The organism is Nonomuraea sp. NPDC050227 (assembly GCF_044459705.1).
Lineage (GTDB): Bacteria > Actinomycetota > Actinomycetes > Streptosporangiales > Streptosporangiaceae > Nonomuraea.
In genome coordinates this window covers 473119-494477 of record NZ_JBITJF010000007.1, presented here as the reverse complement: position 1 = coordinate 494477, position 21359 = coordinate 473119, and the positions used below count along the sequence as shown (strand labels likewise).

Annotated in this window: 20 protein-coding genes; 16 read left to right on the top strand and 4 right to left on the bottom strand. The window is 63.3% G+C overall.

Translation table 11 applies throughout. The features are described 5' to 3' along the window. Both ACIBK9_RS28775 and ACIBK9_RS28770 read left to right on the top strand, forming a co-directional pair. Positions 1-1020 (top strand): hypothetical protein, encoded by a 1020-nt coding sequence (locus ACIBK9_RS28775; RefSeq protein ID WP_397162039.1) that lies wholly within the window; start codon positions 1-3, stop codon positions 1018-1020. Next, on the top strand, positions 1017-1547 hold the full coding sequence (locus ACIBK9_RS28770; RefSeq protein WP_397162038.1) for an AAA family ATPase: 531 nt from the start codon (positions 1017-1019) through the stop codon (positions 1545-1547). Before ACIBK9_RS28775 ends, ACIBK9_RS28770 begins: the two co-directional genes overlap by 4 nt. Before the next feature lie 270 nt (positions 1548-1817). On the opposite strand, the gene ACIBK9_RS28765 is transcribed toward ACIBK9_RS28770, so the two are convergent. From ACIBK9_RS28765 to ACIBK9_RS28755, 3 genes are read right to left on the bottom strand one after another with little or no spacing between them, the layout of a single operon-like run. Further along, the gene (locus tag ACIBK9_RS28765) at positions 1818-2681 is read right to left on the bottom strand and encodes a phytanoyl-CoA dioxygenase family protein (RefSeq protein ID WP_397162037.1); all 864 of its coding nucleotides are present in this window, start codon (positions 2679-2681) and stop codon (positions 1818-1820) included. A gap of 17 nt (positions 2682-2698) precedes the next feature. After that, the gene (locus tag ACIBK9_RS28760; RefSeq protein WP_397162036.1) at positions 2699-3502 is read right to left on the bottom strand and encodes a histidinol-phosphatase; all 804 of its coding nucleotides are present in this window, start codon (positions 3500-3502) and stop codon (positions 2699-2701) included. Between the two features lie 2 nt (positions 3503-3504). After that, positions 3505-4275, bottom strand: coding sequence for an SDR family NAD(P)-dependent oxidoreductase (locus ACIBK9_RS28755; RefSeq protein ID WP_397162035.1), 771 nt, complete (start codon positions 4273-4275; stop codon positions 3505-3507). 173 nt (positions 4276-4448) lie between these two features. Here ACIBK9_RS28755 and ACIBK9_RS28750 point away from each other — a divergent pair, with 173 nt between their 5' ends. From ACIBK9_RS28750 to ACIBK9_RS28740, 3 genes are all read left to right on the top strand, one after another. Further along, on the top strand, positions 4449-5726 hold the full coding sequence (locus tag ACIBK9_RS28750) for a type III PLP-dependent enzyme (protein WP_397162034.1): 1278 nt from the start codon (positions 4449-4451) through the stop codon (positions 5724-5726). Continuing rightward, a complete protein-coding gene (locus ACIBK9_RS28745) occupies positions 5723-6910 on the top strand; it encodes an acyl-CoA dehydrogenase family protein (RefSeq protein WP_397162033.1) in 1188 nt (395 codons plus the stop codon). Before ACIBK9_RS28750 ends, ACIBK9_RS28745 begins: the two co-directional genes overlap by 4 nt. Positions 6911-7130: 220 nt before the next feature. Then, on the top strand, positions 7131-7397 hold the full coding sequence (locus ACIBK9_RS28740; protein ID WP_397162032.1) for a phosphopantetheine-binding protein: 267 nt from the start codon (positions 7131-7133) through the stop codon (positions 7395-7397). Between the two features lie 14 nt (positions 7398-7411). Here the strand turns inward: ACIBK9_RS28740 and ACIBK9_RS28735 are convergent, their stop codons facing one another. Continuing rightward, positions 7412-8620 carry a hypothetical protein gene (locus ACIBK9_RS28735; protein ID WP_397162031.1) on the bottom strand — a complete coding sequence of 403 codons (1209 nt, stop codon included), beginning with the start codon at positions 8618-8620 and terminating at the stop codon, positions 7412-7414. 54 nt (positions 8621-8674) lie between these two features. Here ACIBK9_RS28735 and ACIBK9_RS28730 point away from each other — a divergent pair, with 54 nt between their 5' ends. From ACIBK9_RS28730 to ACIBK9_RS28680, 11 genes are all read left to right on the top strand, one after another. Beyond that, a complete protein-coding gene (locus ACIBK9_RS28730) occupies positions 8675-9421 on the top strand; it encodes a transposase family protein (protein WP_397162030.1) in 747 nt (248 codons plus the stop codon). 193 nt (positions 9422-9614) lie between these two features. Beyond that, on the top strand, positions 9615-10106 hold the full coding sequence (locus ACIBK9_RS28725) for an NUDIX hydrolase (protein ID WP_397162029.1): 492 nt from the start codon (positions 9615-9617) through the stop codon (positions 10104-10106). Between the two features lie 3 nt (positions 10107-10109). Continuing rightward, complete coding sequence (locus tag ACIBK9_RS28720) at positions 10110-10901, top strand: class I SAM-dependent methyltransferase (RefSeq protein ID WP_397162028.1); 792 nt, start codon at positions 10110-10112, stop codon at positions 10899-10901. 109 nt (positions 10902-11010) lie between these two features. Then, entirely contained in the window at positions 11011-11700 is a 690-nt protein-coding gene (locus tag ACIBK9_RS28715) for a hypothetical protein (protein WP_397162027.1), read from the top strand. 127 nt (positions 11701-11827) lie between these two features. After that, positions 11828-12610: a transketolase gene (locus tag ACIBK9_RS28710; RefSeq protein WP_397162026.1), complete on the top strand. Its 783-nt coding sequence runs from the start codon at positions 11828-11830 to the stop codon at positions 12608-12610. A gap of 32 nt (positions 12611-12642) precedes the next feature. Beyond that, positions 12643-13569 (top strand): transketolase family protein, encoded by a 927-nt coding sequence (locus tag ACIBK9_RS28705; RefSeq protein ID WP_397162025.1) that lies wholly within the window; start codon positions 12643-12645, stop codon positions 13567-13569. Positions 13570-13653: 84 nt separating this feature from the next. Continuing rightward, on the top strand, positions 13654-15468 hold the full coding sequence (locus tag ACIBK9_RS28700; protein ID WP_397162024.1) for an ABC transporter ATP-binding protein: 1815 nt from the start codon (positions 13654-13656) through the stop codon (positions 15466-15468). Then, a complete protein-coding gene (locus tag ACIBK9_RS28695) occupies positions 15465-17285 on the top strand; it encodes an ABC transporter ATP-binding protein (protein ID WP_397162023.1) in 1821 nt (606 codons plus the stop codon). Before ACIBK9_RS28700 ends, ACIBK9_RS28695 begins: the two co-directional genes overlap by 4 nt. A 385-nt stretch (positions 17286-17670) precedes the next feature. Continuing rightward, positions 17671-18729: a hypothetical protein gene (locus ACIBK9_RS28690; protein WP_397162022.1), complete on the top strand. Its 1059-nt coding sequence runs from the start codon at positions 17671-17673 to the stop codon at positions 18727-18729. A 680-nt stretch (positions 18730-19409) separates the two neighbouring features. Continuing rightward, positions 19410-20060: a hypothetical protein gene (locus ACIBK9_RS28685; protein ID WP_397162021.1), complete on the top strand. Its 651-nt coding sequence runs from the start codon at positions 19410-19412 to the stop codon at positions 20058-20060. Positions 20061-20288: 228 nt separating this feature from the next. Next, the gene (locus ACIBK9_RS28680) at positions 20289-21020 is read left to right on the top strand and encodes a class I SAM-dependent methyltransferase (protein ID WP_397162020.1); all 732 of its coding nucleotides are present in this window, start codon (positions 20289-20291) and stop codon (positions 21018-21020) included. The last annotated feature ends 339 nt before the right edge of the window (positions 21021-21359 follow it).

The following is a 21359-nucleotide window of genomic DNA, read 5'->3' as shown; positions in this document are numbered from 1 at the left end:
ATGCTCACCGAGATCACCGCCAGCGTCGCCGCTTGTGTCGCGGTGGGCGATGATGTGCGCAGCGACTGGGTCAGACCATACACCCCGCCCCGGGAACGGGAACTCAACCAGTTCCTAGTGCTGCTGAAGCCGGAACTCACCGCGCCAGGCGGGACCCCCGCCACAGCCGCCCTCGCCCGGGTCTTGGGCCTCCTGGCCGAGCACCGAGTGCAAGTCGGCGCAGTCCGAGTGGTGTCTTCAGGCTACCTGTCCACGTACCGGGTGGTCGAACACCAGTACCGTATGCTCAACGAGGTATCCCGCGGTGGGCTGCCCGCCACGTCCGCCGCGGCGCGCGACAAGCTAGCTGTGGCTTACCCTTACGCCGCGGCGGACGCGAGGCGGGTCCTCGGTGGGCACCAGTTCCTCCAGCAGTGCCCCGAAGTATCGGCATTTGCGCTCGACCTGCTGACCCGCAACGTCTCAGTGACCAAGCTCGGCGCAGGTACGTACGCGATCGAGATCCTGTTTGACGGTGAGCGGCTGGTACTGCTCAACCCGTTCCACCCGCAGCAGCTGGCCCACTTCACCCGTCCCGGCCAGTCGATCGTGCTGCTGGAGTGCACTTCGGCTCGACCCCTACGCGATCTGCGGCGGGAGGTGATCGGTGCCACCGATCCCCATGACGCGGTACCGGGATCGATCAAGCGGATCCTGCTGGACGAGCAGGACAGACTCGGACTGAGCGGCATCTGCACTCGGCAGAACGCTATACACATGTCACCCGGGCCGGTCGAGGGCATGGTCGGCCTGCGCAGGTTCTTTTCCACTCCCGACGCGGAAATCGCCGTTGGGGACACCGCGTTCGGGGCGGCGCTGCTCACGAAGGGCCACGATGCCGGCGCTGTTGCGGCGCTATCCGCCGACCCCGAGGTCCACCTCGACGGACGCGTCGGGCCGCTGTTCGAAGTCACCGAGGATATGAACTGGGACGAGGCGCTGGAGTTCACAGATCACGTGCTGACAAGGGGGATGTCATGACGTTCCCGTGGGGTGAGCGGATCTGGCTCGTCGGCCCTTCGGGCGCCGGGAAGTCGACGTTTGCGCGGGCGTTGCAGGCACGGCTGCAGGTGCCGCTTATTGAACTCGACCGTATGTTCTGGCTGCCCGACTGGCGGCGGGCCGACGTATCGACGTTCGAGTCCGCCGTGTTGACGGCGGCAGCCGCCGACCGCTGGATCATCGACGGGCAGTACGACATCGCGCACCATCTGCTGCGTGAGCGGGCGGACATGGTGATCTGGCTGGACACGGCAGCGGGCACCGTCTTCCCCCGGCTGGTTCGGCGGACGGTTCGCCGGCTGACCACGCGCGAAGAGCTGTGGAACGGCAACCGTGAGCGCCTCTTAGGAGCCCTCCAGTTGCTGGGTTGGTCTGCGAGAGAGTTCCGCCGGGTGCGGGTGTGCAACGAGCACCTGCTCAACTTCCTCCAGGAACGGCAGACGTGCTGCCTGCGGGTGCGCACGCGCGAGGACCTGCGCACGTTGCTGGCGGCGCTGGAGACTTGATCCATGCGCAGGATGCGCGGTGTCAGGGAGGTGCTGGTCTGTCCTTGCGGGCAGGTGACCTGTCGGTGTTCCACGTCGATGGTGAAGGCGGTGCGGTCGTCGCCGTTGCGGGTGCGGGCTTGCACGGAGTTGTCGCTCCGCAACGGCGTTGACCAGCCTCACCTGGTGCTGCTGCCGGACGGTAACGATCAGTTCAGCAGAGGAGTAGCCGGCATGCACGTAGTGCTCTGCGGGCAGGAGGCTGGCGACGGCGCGGAGGAGGCGCCCACCTCACGAACCCATGTTCGCGGGGCCGCCGTCAGCGAGTTGCTTCTTGATATCTCTGCTGATGCGCAGGCGTCTGCGCATCTCAGCGAGTGAGAGTCGATGCTCGTCGTCCCAGGTGACGGCGTTGTGCATCAGCTCTCGCAGGGGGGCTGGCAGCCCGTCGAGATAGCCTGGGGTGCGCATGAACCGCCATGACGCATGACCGCCTGTGGGCTCGGCGTACGGCTGGAGAGAGACGTGAAGGGTCTGCCGTGCCACCCCCACGTCGCAGCTGCCTCGGTGCAGCGCATGGGCGTTCATCATAAGTACGTCGCCCGGTGCGCACTGCACCGACACCTCGCCCGGCAGCGGCGCGATGCCCTTGGTGCGCTGCTGCTCGGCCTCCTCGACGGTGAGCGGACGCCGGTGGGATCCGGGGATCACACGGAAGCATTCGTCGGCCAGCAGGCAGGCGTTGAACTGCACGTGAGTGGAGCGCCCTGACGGATCGAATGCTTCATGCTCGCCGAAGTCTCGGTGCCAGTTGAGCTGGTAAGCAACTCTGCGCGGGCCCCACAGGGCATGGCCGCCCCAGAAGCGCACCGGCTGTCCAAGCACAGCGTGGACGAATCCCATCACCCGCGCGTCGTCGAACACCGACGCGAGTTCGGGCTCGTAGAGATCAGGGGCGAACACGTGGTTGACCCCCCACGTGTCGGCACCGCCGTCGCGGGCGGTGTATCTGGTCGCGTAGCGGTCTGGTGCGACTCGCACACTGTCCTCGATTCGGATGAACGCCTTGCGCATCCGACTCAGCTGCGCGCTCGAGAAAACGCGACGCAGGAGCGTAAAGCCGTCACGGGCGAACGCGTCGATCTCCTCCTCCACGCTTCGTCCTCCGATCCTCAAAGCGGCAGGCTGACCCGACGCCGCTGTGTAAAGACGTACCAGTGGCGAAAGCCCAATTCGCGCAGGGTTTCCCGCACTGCTTCGTGCTCGTCGCCGACCCTGCTCGGATCATGCGCGTCGGAGCCGAAGGTGATCTTCACTCCGTAGCGCCGTGCACGTTCAAGTAAGTCAATGGATGGGTACCATCCGCCGCAGTCCTTGGTCTTGCCTGAAGTGTTCACCTCGATGACCGCATCGGCGTCTGCGATGTCGCGCATCATCCGATCCACCGCACCGGTGGCCACCTGCATGATCTCCGGGCAGGCAGCCTTGACCACGTCGATGTGTCCCAACACATCAAACATCCTCGTACGCGCCGACTGCGCGACCAGGTCGCAATACTTCTCTCGGGCGGCTTTCAGCGCGACCTGGTCGGCACCCATCCACCGCTCGCGGCGGAAAAGATCGACCCCGTCCATCACATGTACGGAGCCGATGACGTAGTCCAGGGGGTATTGGTCGAAGACAGCGCGGTAGACGGCGGCGTGCTCAGGAAAGAAGTCCGACTCCACGCCGACGAGAACCTCGATGCGGCCCCGGTACTCCTCACGTAGGCGCATCGCCTCGGCGATATACCGGGGAAACTCGTCCTTGGCCATCGCCACGCCAGGCTTGTGATGCTCCTCCGGCTCACAGAAGAACGGTGAGTGATCGGACAGTCCGATGATGTGCAAACCGTTGTCGATCGCAGCGTCCAGGTACTCGCGCAGGCCACCCGATGCATGACCGCAGCGGTCATGATGCGTATGCAGGTCGAACATGGTCACATCGCCGTGTAGCCGCCGTCGACCATCAGATTCTCGCCTGTGATGTAGCTGGCTTCCTCCGACAAGAGGAAGGCGACGGCCGAGGCGATCTCCTCAGGGTCCGCGGTGCGATGGAGCATGTGTCGGCCGCCGATCTCCGGGTGCCGATCCGCCTGCGCGCGGTCCAGCCCTAGTTCTTCCCGGTGGTAGCGCTCGTTGTTGGCGTTCCAGACCGTGCCTGGGTTGACGGCATTCACCCGAATGCCGAGCGTGGCGAGATCGAGGGCCATGCATCGCGTCATGTTCGCCACGGCAGCCTTGGTGGCGTTGTACGTCAGATATCCCGGCTGCGCGATGTGGCCGGAGATCGAGGCGATGTTCACAATGGAGCCACCGCGTGCGGGCATGTACGGCACAACATGCTTGACGCACAGCGCTTGACCCATGATATTGACGTCCATAATCCTCCGCCACTCGTTCACAGTGGCCTCGATCCCGCGCATAATGAATATTGCGGCACAGTTGACCAGCAGGTCGATTCCACCGAAGCGGTCTGCGGTAACCGCCGTGGCGTTCTCCACGGACGCTTCGTCGGCGACGTCGGTGTGCACGAAGCAGACGGCACCGCCGTCCGCCTCGAGCTCCTTGGCGGCGCTGCGCCCGAAATCCTCGTGGATATCGGCGATGGTGACCGCGACGCCCTCGCTAACGAGACGATTGGCAATGGCGCGACCGATGCCCTGCGCTCCGCCGGTGACTATGGCTTTCTTCCCAGTTAGACCGCGCATCAGGCTCCCGTGTTGCTTGACATTTCGTATCACATTTACCGTGTGATCGCCCTTACAGGAGCCGAACCCTAAGTCACATCCACCGACCGATCAAGCCTGTGACATTTTGTTGATCCGTGGTAGCGTCCGCGCTCGTGGGCTCCAATGTTGAGCGTTAATCCCAAAGGAGGCCAGTGACGCATGAGCATGCTTCGGTGCCGACACCGCGCTATCCGTCCGAGAGACCGAGCACGCTGATGGCGTCGTCTGAGCTGTTAGCGCGCATGTTTGGCAGCCCGCTCTACGTGTATCAGCTTCAAGAGGTCGATAATGCACTGACGGATCTGCGGTTAGCGCTGCCACGCGACACGATCGTCTACTATTCAGTGAAAGCCAATCCACACCCGGAGATTATTCGTCGGCTGCACTCGGCGGGCTGCCGTGCAGAGATCAGCTCCAGCGGTGAACTGGCGAACACGGCCCTCGCCGGAGTACCCCCGACCGACTGCCTCTACACCGGCCCCGCCAAGACGGTAGAGGAGCTTACGCTGGCCATGGAGGCGGGGGTGCGCCGCTTCTCCGCCGAGTCCATCGACGATCTGCGCCGGATCGGCGCCGTGGCCACGAAATTGAGTACGAAGGCAGAGTGCCAGCTGCGGGTGAACGCCGCTGCGGCCGGAGCTACCAGTCTGCGGATGACCGGTGCACTCACCCAGTTCGGCACGAGTGCCGCCGAGCTGGCCGCGCGAGCCGATGAGTTGTACTCGGTCCCTGGCACGAGCATCGTTGGATTGCACTTCTTCCCGCTGAGCAACGCTCGCGACGAGCAGAGCCTGATTGCCGAGTTCCGGGCCAGCCTCGCCACCGCGGCCGCGCTAAACCTGCCGATGCAGTGCCTCGACCTTGGAGGCGGCTTCGCCGCACCGTTCGCGGCCCCCGGTCGGCGGCCGCGGTACGAGCTGCTGGCCACCGCGCTCGAGCAAGCGCTCGACGAGTTCGTGCCTGCCTGGCGGGTGGGCTCTGTGGAGATCGCCTTCGAGTCCGGCCGCTACCTCACGGCCGGGTGCGGCAGTCTGGTGTGCACGGTGACTGAAGTGAAGCAGCCAGGCGGCAACGTGTTCGTGCTGCTCGACGGCGGTATCAACCATCTCGGCGGCATGGCGGGCTTGGGCCGGCTGGCGCGTCCGGCAGCCGTACCGGTCGATGTGTCAGACGACGCAGGGCTACTGGGCACGATCACCGGCCCGCTGTGCACACCGGCTGACGTACTCGGTCGATCCGTCCCCATTGGGGAGCCGGCCGCCGGCGATCTCGTGATCTTTCCCAACGTCGGCGCGTATGGGTTGACCGCCAGTCTGCTCGGCTTCCTCGGCAGGCCGATAGCTCCTGAGGTTGTGGTGGACGGGGCGGCCACGGTCTCCGTGTCGCGGCTACGGCTCGTGCGCGAAACCGAGAAAGGTTTTCAGAGATGACCGGACAGAACCGTTCCGCCGAACTCGCCCGCGCTGTAGTCCCCATACTCGCCAAGTACGCGCCTGAATGCGATGCTCAGGCGACCTTCCCCCAGGCGAGCCTTGACACGCTACGGGAGTCGGGACTGATGGGCCTGCTAGTGCCCACCCGGTTTGGCGGCCGCGGCGGCGACCTGGCAGATCTGGTCGAGATCGCCCAGATCCTTGCTGCGGGCTGCGGGTCCACCGCGATGATTTGGGCCATGCATTGCCAGCAGGTCGAGACGCTGGTGCGACACGGCTCGCCGCGACTGCACGACCGCCTGTTGCCAAGCGTCGCCTCAGGCGAGCTGTACCTCGCCTCAGTCACGACCGAGCCAGGGACGGGGGGCCACTTGCTGAGCGCAGGGGCTCCGCTGACCGCCGAGGGCCGGCGCCTGCGGTTCACCCGGGATGCGCCCATCGTCACCGGCGGCGCGTACGCCGATGGCTTCCTCATCACGCTGCGCGAGTCGCCCGACGCGCCAGCGAACCGCGTGACTCTCGTCTTCGCCGCGCGTGACCAGCTCAAAATCACCTCGCGCGGCGCCTGGAACCCGCTCGGCATGCGCGGCACCCATAGCATTGGTATGAAGATCGACGGCTGTGTCGATGAGGAGCAGATAGTAGGAGCGCCCGGCCGCTTCCGCGAGGTGGCGATGGACAGTCTCATCGTCACCGGCCACATCGCGTGGGCTGCCTGCTGGCTCGGGTTGGCGAGGGCGGCGCTGACCGAGCTGGTGGGACTGCTGCGCTCACCCCGTCGGCCGCGGAGCATCGACCTGGAGTCGGATCTGCTCGCCGCTCGGCTCGCCCGAGTGCGCATCGACCAGGAGCTGGTCAGCGCCTACCTGTCACAGCTTGTGGAACAGGTGAACCGGCACCGAGCCGCTGGGCAGTCGCTGGACACGCCCGCGACACAAATCCAAATTAACACGCTGAAGGTCGCGGCGGCGGAGCTCACCTTCGCGTCGGTCGACCGGCTCGTGCAACTGGCAGGCATGTCCGGCGGATACCTCAAGAACGCACCTATTCCACTCGAGCGTCACTTCCGTGATCTCAGGTCGGCGGCGCTCAACTACTCCAACGACCGGCTTCTCGTCGCGACCGGTCGGCTTTCCCTACTCGACCGAGAAGTACGACTCGCAGGAAGGAAAGGAGCGTGAGTTTGCCGGTGAGCTTGGGAGCCGCATCTCAACCTGGACCGGCGGCTTTGCCGACGGCGCAGGCGGCATCTATTGAGGAAGGGCAGCGACCGCCGGACGGCGAGCTGCTTCTGGTCATAGCGCCTGAACTCGTCGACATCGATTGCCTGCGGATCAAGCTGGCGCCCACGCTCGCCGAGAAGTGGCGCCAATACTCACGAACAGACTCAGGAGCGGGTGCATGACAACTACACCATGGCCGGGCCAGTTCGAGACGATGCTGCGGTCGTACCTTCCACTGCTCAGACCGGACAAACTCTTGGACGCCGAACTGAGCCTGACAGATCACGGACTAGACTCGCTGGCCACGGTCAGCCTGCTTCTGGACCTGGAGGACGCATTTGGGGTGACCGTCCCTGACGACCGGCTCACCATGACGACTTTCGCCACGCCGCAGGAACTGTGGAACGTCATTGACGAGCTGCTGATGACGGGAAGCGCAAGCTGATGGCGCCCAGACGCTTATGGTCGTGGGGGCACGAGCACTTCGGCGGTGTCGTCACCGCAGTGAAGTACCGGATCCCAGGCGACCAGCAGGCCGTGATGGCGCCCTGCGACGGCGGCCAGCTCCGCCGGCAGGCCGTCGGCTGTCTCAGGTGTTGGATCGGCGCTCAGCCAACGGCTGCGGTAGTCCGGATCCGGCATGAACGTGTGCTCGCGCAGCGCCGCTGCGGTTTCGACCGAGGCCAACTCGGTCGACTTCGGGGTCTCGTGTGCGCCGTTGGTGAACACGAGCACCGTATCAATCGCGGTGGCGGGTGCGAAGCCACAGCCGAGCAGCTCAAAGACTTCCGCGTTGCTCAGCGACAACTTCTGCTCCTTTCCCAGCGTCGGCTCCGGCCGCGTGGCAGTGCCGAACGGGTTGTGCGCCCTGATCGGAGACCGGGCGCCGAGGGCATGGAGCACGCCGAGCGCACTTGCCGAACCTTGGCCGAGGCGGATGGACATGGGCATACCCACAGCGAGCCACTCGCCGCCGACGGGGACGAGCGCGGTGCGGTCGGTGCCCACCGCGAGGCCGCCGGACTGGCCGATTCGTACCGCCGCCGAGGTCTTACCACTGCCGGAGGCACCGACCAGCAGCAGACCTCGACCATCTGCGGTGCGGGCGGCGGCGGCGTGCAGCATAATAGCGCCGCGCCGCAACAGATCCTCGCGCACCAGTTCGCGGATGGCGCGGGTAACTGCCAGCCCGAGTTCGTCGGCCTTCTGGCAGACGATCGCCCAGGATTGGAAGTCACGGGTCAGCAGGGCGTGCTTACTCATATTTGGCCGGTCGGCCACCATCGCGAACACAGCGCCAGGCAGGTCGCCGCAGCGGTACCACTCGCCCTGGAATGCCTCGCGGTAGTAGCTGGCGCCCGCGTGGATCGCACTGTACACCTCCTCCAGAAGTGGGGAGTTGGTGCAGGCGTATATCTGGGCGTCGAACAAGACGCCGTCGGCAGGGACGTGGGTCTCGACCAGGTGATGTTGGCTGGCCACGTAGTCATGTAAGGCGGCATCCGCAGCGTGGACCGTCGCAGTGACGCCAAACCATGCGACTTTCGTGACTGAGTCAGATGCCTGTGCCGCCACGCGGTCGTATACGGTCACGTCGGGTTCCTCTCCGAGATCGGCCGCCGTGCAAACCTCCCGGTGCCGGACGGGTGGCACGTCGCCGATATCCAATGAGCCATTGTCATCCTCGTGGCGGTGGTCCGCTGGTCACGGCATGATCGCGAGGTGAACGTTCGCCTGGCGAAGCGAGGAACCCCTAGTAGACGGGTTGATCACCACATCCATCGCCGTCGCAACCAGGGGCTCCGCATGCTGTTTTATCGTGCGGCCGTCGATTTGTCGCATCAGACCCTGAACTACGTCGCCGGAATGATCCAGCGCCGACGTAAGGTGATCGGGTCGATCTGGCGGCTGCTCAACCGTGGCCAGCAGGCCCTGCTGGTGCTGGACGGCACGCTGATCCACGCCGGCCGGGTCAAGGCTGCCCGGCCGTACTTCTCCGGCAAGCACCGGATGCATGGGATGAACGTCCAGGTCATCGCCTCGCCGAACGGGACGATCCTGTGGACCTCCGGAGCGCTGCCCGACAAGGCCCACGACCTGAGCGCCGCCCGCATCCGAGGCATCCTGCGCGTACTGAGAAGGCCGGGATCATCCCCCTGGCCGGACAAGGCGTATCAAGGGACCGAAGGTCTCGTGATCACCCGTACAAGGGCGAAGGGCAATACAAGCCCGAGTCCCAGAAGCAGGCCAACCGCTCCCTCGCCACGCTCCGCGGACCCGGCGAACGCCCAGCTGAAGAGCTGGAAGATCCTCCGCAAGCAGGCTGCAGCCCATCCAAGGCCAGCCACCTCTGCAAGGCCATCGCTGTCCTTGAGAACCACCGTGTCGCACAGGCCGCCTGAGATGAAAGAGGTCAATGATTCGGCATGTAAGGGACGTATATGGCGGACTCGCCACAATATCGCATGACTCGAACGCTCCAGAATGGGTTACAGTGATCGACGGGTATTAGATTCGTTCCTCATCTCGGCAGCTGGTGAATGGCAGCCGAACTCGAGGGAAGTCAATGGCGGCGCGGGGGCGCGCAGCCGAGACGCGTTTGGCGACGCGATGTCGGTACGCATTCCCGCTCGATGGCGCTAATCGTCCCAGAAAGGTCGTGATGCAGGTTCGGCCATCGGCACGCGGTGTCGTAATCAACGAGGCGGGTGAAATCGTTCTGCTGCGGTGCGAGGACAAGACACCGGTGGATCCGCGTAACCCGCACATCCTGCGTTATTGGGTTACTCCCGGTGGCGGCACGAAGGCTGGTGAGACGGCGGAGGAGTCACTGGCCCGCGAGCTATACGAGGAAGCGGGACTGCGTGACATCGAGATCGGGCCCTGTATCTGGGTGCGCGAACTCGAACTGCTCCTGTCACGCGGGCCGGTACTGTCACACGAGCGCTACTTTCTGTGCCGCAGCCGGCAGACGGAATTTTCGTACGACTTCATGACAGCCAATGAGAAGGATGTCATTCGCGATATCCGCTGGTGGGCCCCGGCACAGATTGCGACCTCAGACGAGACGTTTCGCCCCGGGGGGTTCGTCTCGCTGCTGCAGCGGCTGCTAGTGGAGGGGCCACCAGCTGATCCGATTCGGATTGAGGGCTAAGGCGTGCGACTCGAAGCACTCGGCGACGCTGCGTGGCAGCACGTGAACAATCGCTACTACGACGGCGCCCACTACGACCGCCGCTACGAGGACTACGTGCACGACGTGCAGTTTTGGTGCGATCTGGCCGAAGCGAGCGGACGGCGGGTGCTCGAACTTGCCGCAGGCACCGGCAGGCTGAGCCTGCCGATCGCCGCGCGAGGCATCGACGTAGTAGGCCTGGACATCGCTCAGGCTATGCTCTCACGCGCCAAGTCGAAGGCCGGTGCAGACGGGCCCCGGTTCCTGGTCGGCGACATGCGGGATTTCGACCTTGACCAGCGGTTCGACCTCATCATGATTGCATGTTCCAGCATCTGTCACCTGCTGTCCGACGACGACGTGCTCAGCTGCTTCGCCTCAGCGCGGCGGCACCTCGACGCCGGAGGCACGTTCGCAATGGATCTCGTCCTGCCTGCGCGGGAGACCGCGATCGCCGACGGGCAGTGGCGTCCCCGGTTCGGCTACCTGGACCCGGCTGGCAGGGGTGATGTGACAGTGCGCGGGCGCCGCAGTTACGATGTCGCGTCTCGGATCCTTACCGACGAACTCGACTATGAGTTCAGTGATGACGGCAGGGTCGAGCGTGCGACCCGGGTCAGCCGGATGTACCCCTTCGACCAGCTGTGTCCCCTGCTCGAACGATCCGGCTTCGCGATCCGCGAGTGTCATGGTGGCTTTGGTGGCGAGCCGCTCACCGACACCTCTGCCATCCAGGTCCTGATCTGCGAGCGTGCTCCCAGAATGGCCGGCTGAGTACGGCGGTAAGGGACCACCCAATGAAGACAGGGAGACGATCCCACTCCGCACGAACCAACTCCCCCCGCACATGGCGACACCGACGCAATGTCAGGAGGAAGGCATCATGCTTTCAGAGCTCGCGACCTATCGGGTCGACGATTGGAACGACATCGAGAAGACCCACACGCAGAACTTACAGTTCCTGGTGGCGCTCGCAGCTGACAAGCAGGCAATGGGCGTGCTGGTGGACCGGGTCGTTCACGATTCAACACTGCGTGATATGTGCGAGCACAACCGCACGCTGGACAAGCTGGTCCTGCATGACGCACCCGAGCGGGGCTTCCGGATCCGCTTGCACCTGTGGTCGGACAAGGAGACCGGACACCCCCACAACCACCGGTGGTCCTTCACTACCCTGCTGCTGACCGGCCACTACGATCACGTGTTCTACCGTACGACGGGGGGTTACGAGACGCTGGACCCCTCCGAGCTGACCGCCGACGGGGGATTGCCCCGGGGACGCGATATCCAAGTGCACGAGACATTCCGGACGACGGAGCGGGCGGGGGACTCGTACACCCTGCATCACGACATCGTGCACTGTACGACGACGATGCCGCAGACGATCACGCTCATGGTCCGCGGGCCGGTCGCGAAGGCCAATTCGCTCACCACCGACCCTGAGACTGGCCGATTCTGGTTCGGCCTCGGTCGGCAGCGGGTTTCCGCGACGGAGGCCAAGCGGCGAGTCATGCGTGATGAGCAGTACGACTTCTGCCGCAGTGAGCTCCTACGTCTAGGCGTCATCGTGTAAGGCCCACCATCGGCCCGGTGGCGCGGACGCGTCAGTCTCGGCGGTACCGCGTCCCTGCCACCAGATCATCCCGGCAGCCCACCGCCTGTCCAACCGTTATCATCGCACCGTAAAAGGGGCCCTTGTGATGCTCGCGCCAAACGAGCTGCGCCGCGACATGATTCGCATGATAGCGAAATCGAATGGGTTTCACATCGCACCCAACCTTTCGGTAATCGAAATTCTGTACACGCTGTACTTTCGTGTCATGAACGTAGATCCGGCGCATCCGGCTGCCCCGGACAGGGATCGGCTGTTCGTCAGCAAGGGACATTGCGCTGCCTCTACGTACGTCGTGGCCGCGCTGCGCGGCTTCTTCAACCCGGCGCTGTTGGCCACGTACAACACCGAGGGAAGCGCGTTCCCACCGATTGTCGACACCAATAGCGCGATCCGGTCCGAGATGTCCTCCGGTTCGATTGGGCGGGGCATCTCGGTAGGGATCGGCGCGGCGCTGGTGGCAAAGCGCGAGTCCCGGCCCTTCCGGACCTTCGTCCTCATTGGCGACGGCGAGTGTCAGGAAGGTTCCGTGTGGGAGGCGGTGATGTTGGCTCCCGCACTGGCTCTGGACAACCTCGTCGTCATCGTCGACGCGAACCGGCTGCAGGGGTCCTCGACCATTGACGAGATCATGGACATGTCCAACCTGACGGAACGGTTCGCTGTCTTCGGCTGGACCGCTATCGACGTCGACGGCCACGACGTCGACGCGCTCGAGAAGGCGCTTCAGCAGCCTGCGCCCGGCCCCAAGGCGGTCATCGCCCACACGGTCAAGGGCAAGGGCGTCTCAATGATGGAGAACGAGGTTGGTTGGCACTACCGGTCGCTGACCATGCCTGAACTTGTCAGGACCCTACGGGGCCTGCGATGACCAGGCCCGCGTCACCTATCTCGGCCGGAGGCGTGATCGGTAACTTCCTGCGGGAGCGCGCGGTGACCGCCGGGGACACCTATTTCATCAAAGCCGATGGCAATCTGCCGGGGACCGAGTCGTTCGTTACCGACTTTCCAAACTTCTGCCTCAACGTGGGGATCGCCGAGCAGAACGGCATGTCCATCGCCGGAGGCATCGCTTCCACCGGCAGGCACGCGTACTTCTGGAACAACTGCACCTTCCTCATATTCCGCCCCTACGATCAGATCCGATGGGACGTCGACTACGCCAATACGCGCATCCGGCTCATCGGCACCAGCGCCGGATATACCCGAGGTCCGGCAGGAATGGCCGGTGTCGTCATCGATGACATCGGCGCATTGCGTTCTATGCCGAATCTCACCATCGTGGCGCCCGGCGACCTCACCGAACTCGCGACGCTCCTCAGGCAGTGCCATGAGCTTGACGGCCCGGTGTACATGCGACTTGGGCTGGAGCGGGCCGAGCTACCACAGTTGCACCCAGCGGGCACCGAGATCGTTCTCGGGCGCGCCGCCGTCCTGTGTGACGGTGACCAGGCAGTGCTGCTGGCCACGGGCCACTTGCTTCCTGAGGCATGGCAGTTGGTGCAGGATCTGCGTACGGACGGTCTGCGGGTGCGTCTGGTCAGCATGCACACCATCAAGCCGTTCGACCAAGGGGCGGTTACGGCCATTGCCGCCGAAGGAATACCCGTTATCACTTATGAGGATCACAACATCATCGGAGGCCTGGGCAGCGCTGCGGCTGAGGCAATCGCGGAGTCCGGACATGGGGTGCCTTTCCTGCGCGTCGGTGTGCCCGACCGGCACGCGGCCACCTCTGGTAGTGCAGAGTATCTGCGGCAGGTGGTTGGCTTCCCCAGCCGGGAACAGATTCGGCGATGGTTGCTCAATCGCCTTAATGCAACCACATGACCGTTTGGCCGGCAGCATCCCAGAGTTTTTCACATGGGCACGCACCGTGATTGGGGATTTGATCTATAAATGAATACTGGGCGCATGATCGAGGACCGGCGCATGTTACTGCGCGAGCTGCGGCACGCAGGGATGTGCGCTGTCGTTGCCCTCATCGCCGTGCAGCTGATCGTCAGCGCAACGCCTGCCCTCATGGCGTTAGCCATGGCGAACCTGGTGGGTAGTCTGCTGAGCGGCACCGCGCCGGCCAGTGCATTGGCCGTACTGGGAGCGGTCATCCTGGCAGGTCGCCTTGCGCAGACCGCATCGGCGCCGATCATGTACCTGGTGACGCAACGCATCGATGCGGCAAGACGATCCATGCTGACGGAGCTGGCGGCATCGAGCGCACGAATCGGGACGTTGGAGCAGCCGCGGGTTCGTGAGCTGCTGCGCATCGCCCGTGCCGATCCGGAGTTCTGGGCCGAGCGCACGCCCGGGCAAGGCGCTACTGCCCAGATCGACCTCATTATTCGTTGGGTCGGTGTGCTCGCTTCCGCTGCGGTGCTTGCGAGTTTCGCGTGGTGGTTGGCACCGTTGGTGATCCTTCCCGGGATGCTGAGCCGATCGATCTGGCGACGGCAGTTCCTGGAACACATCGAGATCGAGCGGCTGGGCGTGCTGGCGGGAATTGAGGCAGATCACTGGCGCCGATTGGCGGTGGAATGGACCGGCGGCAAGGAGAGCCGCACGTTCGGGCTCCAGCACTGGGCCGTTGACCGCGCTCAGGAGCAGGTGATGGCGATGTCGCGACCCAAGTGGCACGCAGGCCTGCGCAGCGTGCTGCACCAGTGGAAGATCGGCGCAGTCGTCGGACCCCCGCTGCTCTTGGCGTTCGGAGTGATCGTACGGCAGGCCGACGAGCCAGGCGGCAGCGTGGCCGCCGCCGCCGCCGTGCTCGGGGCAGGCTGGGCGATCCTCAGCCTGCTCGGTTTCGCCGACGCGCTCGAGATCGAGGGCGCGATCCCCGGCTGCCGGGCCTTCGCCGAGCTGAGTACCGAGCTGACGACCGCAGCGCAGGCGGAGCCGCAACCACGGACGTGGCAGACTGTTATGGCGGCTCCGCTGGTGCGCTTCGAGAATGTTTCGTTTACTTACCCCGGCACCGCCAGCGCCGTCCTCGAGGGCCTGGATCTGGAGATCAAACCGGGAGAGCTGCTAGCCGTGGTCGGCCTGAACGGTTCGGGCAAGTCCACCCTCATCAAACTCCTCGCGGGCCTGTATCAACCAACTGCGGGTCGCATCACCGTCGATGGTGTCGATCTTGCTTCTGTGAACCTGACACAGTGGCGCGCTCGCCTGTCGGTGGTCTTCCAGGACTTCGTCCGTTACCACCTGTCCGCGCTGGACAACGTGGTACTCGGCTATGCTTCCGCGCGACCTGACCGCGAGCGCGCTAAACGCGCCGCAACCGAGTCCGGCTTCGACCGGATCCTCGCGGACCTGCCGCAGGGCTGGGGCACCCCTCTCGCCAGGTCGCGCAAGGGCGGCACTGACCTGTCCGGGGGGCAGTGGCAGCAGGTGGTGCTTGCCCGGGCGATGTATGCATTCCAGGGTGGTGCCCGCTTGCTCGTGCTCGACGAGCCGACCGCTCACCTCGACGTCAAGTCTGAGTTCGAGGTGTTCCATCGACTGGCCGAGCACAGAAGTCACGCCGGAGTCGTGCTGATCTCACACCGGCTGTCGACTGTACGACTGGCCGATCGGATCGTACTCCTCGACGGCGGACGGATCACCGAGTCGGGCACCCATGCCGAGTTGATGGTCCAGGGCGGTATGTACGCCAAGCTGTTCACCACTCAGGCGGAGCGGTTCAACCAGGGCTTCGACGACCGGCTCGACGAGGGAGACTCTGCATGATCCGCTACCTGCGCTTGTGGGTCGAGGTGCTGGGCGTTTCGTGGCGGCACGCTCGAATGCTGACTGCCGGAGTCTTCGCCATCGAGATCGGTTCGGCCGTGGCCAGCATCGGCATTGCGCTGGCCATGCGCTCCGCGGTCGACGGACTGGTCACCCATCAGACGACACCGGCCGTTGTCGCCGCAGTCGCTGCAGCGCTCGCCTGCACCCTGGTCCTCGTCCTCAACCGGCTGCACGGGCTTGTTGGCCTGTTCCTGGTGGTGGAGAAGATCAGCGTCGTCATTGAGGACCGGCTCACACGCGACATCGCCACCCTGGAACGGATCGAGCACCTTGAGCGCAGCGACTACCTGGATCGGGTCACGGTGCTGCGGGGGGCGCCCCGACGCTTGGTGACCGGCATGTGGACTGCGGTGCGCGCCATGTTCACGGTGCTGCAACTGGTTGTCATGTTACTACTGCTCGGCGCGGTCAGTGAGTGGCTGTTGATGCTGCTGATACTTGCGATCGCGCCACTGTGGTGCGATCGCAAGGGCCGTGAGATAGAGAGCGCGGCTGAGACGGCGACGGCCGAGTCCTTTCGGCTGCAGCGGCATTTGTTCGAGATCGCGACGGATGCTGGTGCGGGCAAGGAGATCCGAACCGCCCAGGCAGGTCCCGTGGTGGCGCGCTTGCAGGGAGACGCGATGGCCGCGGCGACGCAGGGCCGGTACGAGGCCCGCCTGCGTGCGGCGTGGCTGCGTGGCGTGGGCTGGACCGTGTTCGTTGTCGGCTTCGTGGCGTCGCTCGGTGCCGTTGCACAGGGGGCCGTTTCGGGCACGGCGTCCGTCGGTGACGTCGTCCTGGTGGTGACACTGACGATCACGTTACAGCAGACGGTCCAGGCAGCAGTCGGGCAGCTCACCACCACGATGAGCGCAGGTATCTATCTGGAGCCGTACCTCTGGCTCAGGTCCTATCTGGATGCTGAGCGGGGCGCCCGCACCGGCGACCGGCAGCCGCCGGCCCGCCTGTGCGAGGGGATCCGCCTCGAGCGTGTCAGCTTCACCTATCCAGCTACCAACCACCCAGCCCTCGACGAGGTCAGTGTATTGCTGCCGGCAGGTAGCGTGGTCGCGCTGGTCGGGGAGTTCGGCTCGGGCAAGTCCACGCTTGTCAAGCTGCTCAGCCGGTTCTACGAACCACAATCTGGTGCGATCACCGTCGATGGGGTCAAGCTACGCGACCTTGATACCGAGGCGTGGCGGCAGCGCACCAGCGCTGCTTACCAGGATTTTGGCAGATATCCGCAGACGACGTTTGGTGAGGCGGTCGGTCTTGGCGACATCGCCCACCTGACCAACGGCGAGGCACTGCTCACGGCGATCAAGGCTGCCGATGCGGACGGGTTCGTGGCGCGCCTGCCCGGTGGTCTGAACACGCGTCTATCGCGTATTTACGGTGGCGTCGAACTGTCGGAAGGTCAGTGGCAGAAGACAGCGCTCGCTCGCGCCAGCATGCGGCCGGACCCGCTGCTGTTTATGCTCGACGAGCCCACCGCCTCGCTCGACGCGCCGAGCGAACACGCGATCTTCCAGCAGTACATGCAGCGGGCCAGACAACTGGCCAAGTGCCACGGCGCGGTGACCCTGGTGGTGTCGCACCGGCTCTCCACCGTCGCTGGCGCCGACCTGGTGCTCGTGCTGGATCGCGGGCGCCTGGTGGAGCAGGGCACCCACGAGCAGCTCATGGCATCGGGCGGCCGATACAGCGAGCTGTACCGCCTGCAGGCGAAGGCCTACCGGTTGCGTCCAGGTTTCGATCCGCTCACCAAGTGACGCGATCACACGGCGGGACGAGCCCGCGATGATGGAAACCACCGCATCGAAAATCGCCCACCGGATCTACGAATGTCGTATGGGGATCGAAGCTCTCTCTGCCAATAACTCGCCGCCGGGGTGATGTCAGACGGCATATCAAACATGAAGCCTGATCCAGGCGTTCCGCTCTTCCAATACTCTGGAAGGCTAGTTATTATCTCAGATAGAGCGCTGGCGCGTATCAGATACAACGGTGGAGGCAGTTGTCTGCTGGTCAGCGCTGCACGTGCCAGAGAACCTGTATGAGGCGGCACGCCTTGCCCTCCGGGCAGCACCTCGTTAAGCATTCCGACAGCTCTCCATAGTGAAGGACGGGCCGGCGCATCTTCCGGATGTAAGGCAGGTGGTTCAACTGGAAGGCAATGCATTGAGTGACGAAAGCTCCCAACTTTCGATCCAACCGTTCGGAGTCACTGCACCAGGCGCTCTCGCCATTGTGGGTCTCACGGCACAGGCTATACTTGAGATTGCCGCGCGAGAGATGATGCAGGGAAATGCATATCTGGTAGGATCGCTGGCCTCGGGGCTGGGCAACCTGAAGAGCGACGTGGATATCCACGTCATACGCCCCGAATTATCGGCAACGACCGGGCCGCATGTGTATTTTGTGAACAACGTGATGGTCGATGTTGAATGCTATCCCGCGCGGTGGGCGACAGAAGTCAAGGAACGGGCGCGCAACATGACCACGGCCGACACTCCCATCGGCCGCATCTCGCTAGACACGCGTCTCCGCCGCAAGGCCTGCCGCTGGGTGGCACGCTGGCTCCATGCGGTACCCCTGGATGACGCGACTCCCCGGATTTTCGACGCGCGTGAGAGTTCGGGGATCCTGCCGATCCTGGTACGGGATGCGTACGACGCGCTGATCGCCCTAATCGCTGCTGCACGCCTAGCTGAGGGCGCTGATGCGGCGGCGAGGTCATACCTGTGGCGCCAGGCATCTCGCCGACTCCTTGAAGTCCAATGCCGCGCCGCAGGGGATGTGACTACCAGTCCAAAGTGGTTGGCATCCCGAGCCCGCAGGCTCGGCCTGTCGAACTCTTATGAGGCTGAAAACGAGAACTCCTTCCGCAGGATGGCGGAGCGGTGCGACTTCCCAGCCATCGATGAATGGGAAGTTACTCGCGTGCAGTTGGCGGCCGGCGCTGAGACAATCCAGCTCGCGGGGCGACAGCGACTCGTCAACCGTCACAACCGAGTGCTGGATGACTGGTGCACCACAGAAGGGAAGGTTGCCGACCTTGTCTCAGAATTTGGATGTAAACGCCTGCTGGAGGCGCTTCGCAGAGCTGAACTGGATCTGATGATAGACAACGACAGCCTCCGAAGGGATCTTGATCGATGGATATCACCACAGGTTACGGTTCCCGCGACGAAGGCGCCGACATCACGTGGATAATAACGTATGGTGCCGATATGTCATGGCACTATGCATTCGTAGTTCAATCTCTAATAACAGACCTTGATGCGGCCTTTGAGTACGGTGACTGGCCGCTCTGCGTCGAAACTGGGTCTCTCGCGCTGCGGGCACTGATCGTGTGCGAGCAGCGTGGAATAGGGATGTCAAGGAGAATGAACGACGTTGAACTGCAGGTGAGGCTAGCAACTGAGGACACTCGCCTAGCACGGGCCTTACGCTCCCTACCGCCTGCCGACAACGCCACGGACAAGGATGCAGAGGGGGTGATTGCTGAAGTTCGATATCATGATTCCCTTCTGCGTAGTCGCCTACCGTTGGCCATGCCGGTGCTCCGCAGTCCCGCAGGTCAAGTGCAGTCGATGCAGATTTCCGCTTCCATCCTGGCTTTGCGACGCAAGCGTGGACTTGGCAGACCCGACTGGAATCCCTCGGCAGCGAATAATGAGGAGCGCTGGCTATGTTAAGGAGCACATTCCTGAGCGCGGTTTAAGAGGCGTTCGATAGGACCAAGGATTCACCATAACACGGGCAGTCTCCCAAACACGTGAACCATCAGGCACTGCGCACTCGCTGACTGCAGCGTCCCCGACAAAGGCCTCCACGCCCTTGACGCGTCCGCCAACCTACCGCTGCTGGTCGGCAATTGCGCTGGCGATTTCATGGGCAGACAGAAGGACGTCAACGACTTGGTGTTGTTACTTGAATCCGGCAGTGAATTTGCGTGGACCGCCCCGCTTGCGGAAATAGAGCGAGTAGGACTGGGGCGATTCTGGAACGCACTGATAGATCATGTGACAACCAGTTCGGCACTCTCGGACGAAGCTAGTGCGAGAGCGCGTTCACTGAGATTCGAGGGGCTGACTCCGGAGGAGGTTGCTCTCGGTACATCATCGTGGGACGAACGGTGCCAGGCGACCGTTGAACATGCCTACCAGGTGGGAGTGTCTCGCAACGGGCACACATATGGGCTGCAGATGGCGGAAAATGCACACCGCTATTACACGGAGCAGCTCCAACTCAAGATGACTGAGAGCTGCGGGCATGGCCGAGAACACCAGGAGTTGCTCACCAACCTGCGCAACGACACCTGCGTGCGCTTGGTCCCGCTGAACATTGTCCGGAGCCTAGCTCATCATCCGGTCACGCCTGCCGAAAACACTTCCGAGGCGCGGTCAATCCCAGGCTCGAGCCTGCTGAGCGAGAGGACGGCCGGCGAGCACAGCTTTGTGTCAGCCGGCGGAGGGTTCTTCGCCCCAATGATCTTCTATAACTTGTGCTCGGTTCAGGCTTCCTTCGACGGCGTGTCATAACGAAGCCACGACGCTGTACGGCCGCAGGACAGACATCGGCCTGATCACAGTTGGTGATGCCATCAGTCATGACGGTCGTGAGGATGCTCCTTACCTCTGGCGGTCCCTTAGATTTCGAGGTGAGTACTATAAATTCCAGGGGCTTAGCACATACTTGCGTCTGGCCTCAAATCTCTGTTCCCCGAATTTTTTTCAAAAAGTTTCTTAGAAACGTAAGGCGCGTATGACATGAAACCAACAAAATACTTTGAGTTATTCTTGGATTCTCAACTCAACCATAGCTCGGGATACTTCAGTAGTGACGATGTGTCACTCGAGTCTGCTCAGGTCGCCAAGATCGATGAGATACTGGCGAAGTGTCAACTTGAACCGGATATGAGACTACTCGATGTTGGTTGCGGTTGGGGCGCTGCTGTGCGAGCCGCCGCGACGAAATATCAGGTCAGGGCCACTGGAATCACTATCGAGATCGAACAGTACTCGTATGCTTCTAGACGAGAAAAGGAACAGTCAACAGTGCCATGCGTTGATTTTAGGCTCCAGCGATGGGAGGAGTTCACCGAATCGGTTGATCGGATTATCTGTATCAACGCATTTGAGAGTTTTTCTGACAAACGGCTGTTCTTCTCGCACTGTCGTGGCCTCCTTCCGCGGGATGGAATTATGGTCATGCTCTCCGTGACGGCGGAGCGACGCATTTTCCGCGTCATGCCTAAGGGTGAGATCATAGATCTGGCCACGGCGGCCGGATTCGACGTTGAGGTTTCTGATTCTTTGGCTGCACACTATATCCGTACACTGGAGCACTTCGTCTTGAGATTGAACTCAAACCGAGATGAGCTCACCCGACTAATCGGCGAGGCCGACTTGGCGAGAGCCATCGAATACTACTCCAAATCTGCCCGTTTCCTTGAGTCCGGAATGAACGACATGTTCGAATTTGCATTCACCGCGCGTTAATCCGCTTAGGAGGTGAGGTCGGCATCGTAGATAGGGTGCGGTTTATGCCTTCATCCTTCAAGTGTCGATTTCTGGATTCTCGCGTGCTGGCTGGCGGCCTTTCCTCTTCGAACTTTTTTCCTAGGCTTCGCATCATTGACGCCTGCCGCTGAGCTGAGGGTTGATTTGGGTAGACGCTGTGCCTGCCGAAAATTCCGTCCATGCTGGTCAAGCGGCATGTGAGTATTCGTGGAGGACGCCGCCGAGCCGGTCTCGTCGGCGTATGTTCAGGTCGGTGATTCGCTCGGGGTCCGTGATCGGGTCCGGGGCGGGACGCAGCGGGGCGGATTGGTTCAGGGC

Bases quoted from the DNA above. Each gene is read 5' to 3' on its own strand.
- ACIBK9_RS28775 (WP_397162039.1), top strand. From the start codon at position 1: ATGCTCACCGAGATCACCGCCAGCGTCGCCGCTTGTGTCGCGGTGGGC.
- ACIBK9_RS28770 (WP_397162038.1), top strand. From the start codon at position 1,017: ATGACGTTCCCGTGGGGTGAGCGGATCTGGCTCGTCGGCCCTTCGGGC.
- ACIBK9_RS28760 (WP_397162036.1), bottom strand. From the start codon at position 3,502: ATGTTCGACCTGCATACGCATCATGACCGCTGCGGTCATGCATCGGGT.
- ACIBK9_RS28755 (WP_397162035.1), bottom strand. From the start codon at position 4,275: ATGCGCGGTCTAACTGGGAAGAAAGCCATAGTCACCGGCGGAGCGCAG.
- ACIBK9_RS28745 (WP_397162033.1), top strand. From the start codon at position 5,723: ATGACCGGACAGAACCGTTCCGCCGAACTCGCCCGCGCTGTAGTCCCC.
- ACIBK9_RS28740 (WP_397162032.1), top strand. From the start codon at position 7,131: ATGACAACTACACCATGGCCGGGCCAGTTCGAGACGATGCTGCGGTCG.
- ACIBK9_RS28725 (WP_397162029.1), top strand. From the start codon at position 9,615: ATGCAGGTTCGGCCATCGGCACGCGGTGTCGTAATCAACGAGGCGGGT.
- ACIBK9_RS28715 (WP_397162027.1), top strand. From the start codon at position 11,011: ATGCTTTCAGAGCTCGCGACCTATCGGGTCGACGATTGGAACGACATC.
- ACIBK9_RS28710 (WP_397162026.1), top strand. From the start codon at position 11,828: ATGCTCGCGCCAAACGAGCTGCGCCGCGACATGATTCGCATGATAGCG.
- ACIBK9_RS28700 (WP_397162024.1), top strand. From the start codon at position 13,654: ATGATCGAGGACCGGCGCATGTTACTGCGCGAGCTGCGGCACGCAGGG.
- ACIBK9_RS28695 (WP_397162023.1), top strand. From the start codon at position 15,465: ATGATCCGCTACCTGCGCTTGTGGGTCGAGGTGCTGGGCGTTTCGTGG.
- ACIBK9_RS28685 (WP_397162021.1), top strand. From the start codon at position 19,410: ATGGGCAGACAGAAGGACGTCAACGACTTGGTGTTGTTACTTGAATCC.
- ACIBK9_RS28680 (WP_397162020.1), top strand. From the start codon at position 20,289: ATGAAACCAACAAAATACTTTGAGTTATTCTTGGATTCTCAACTCAAC.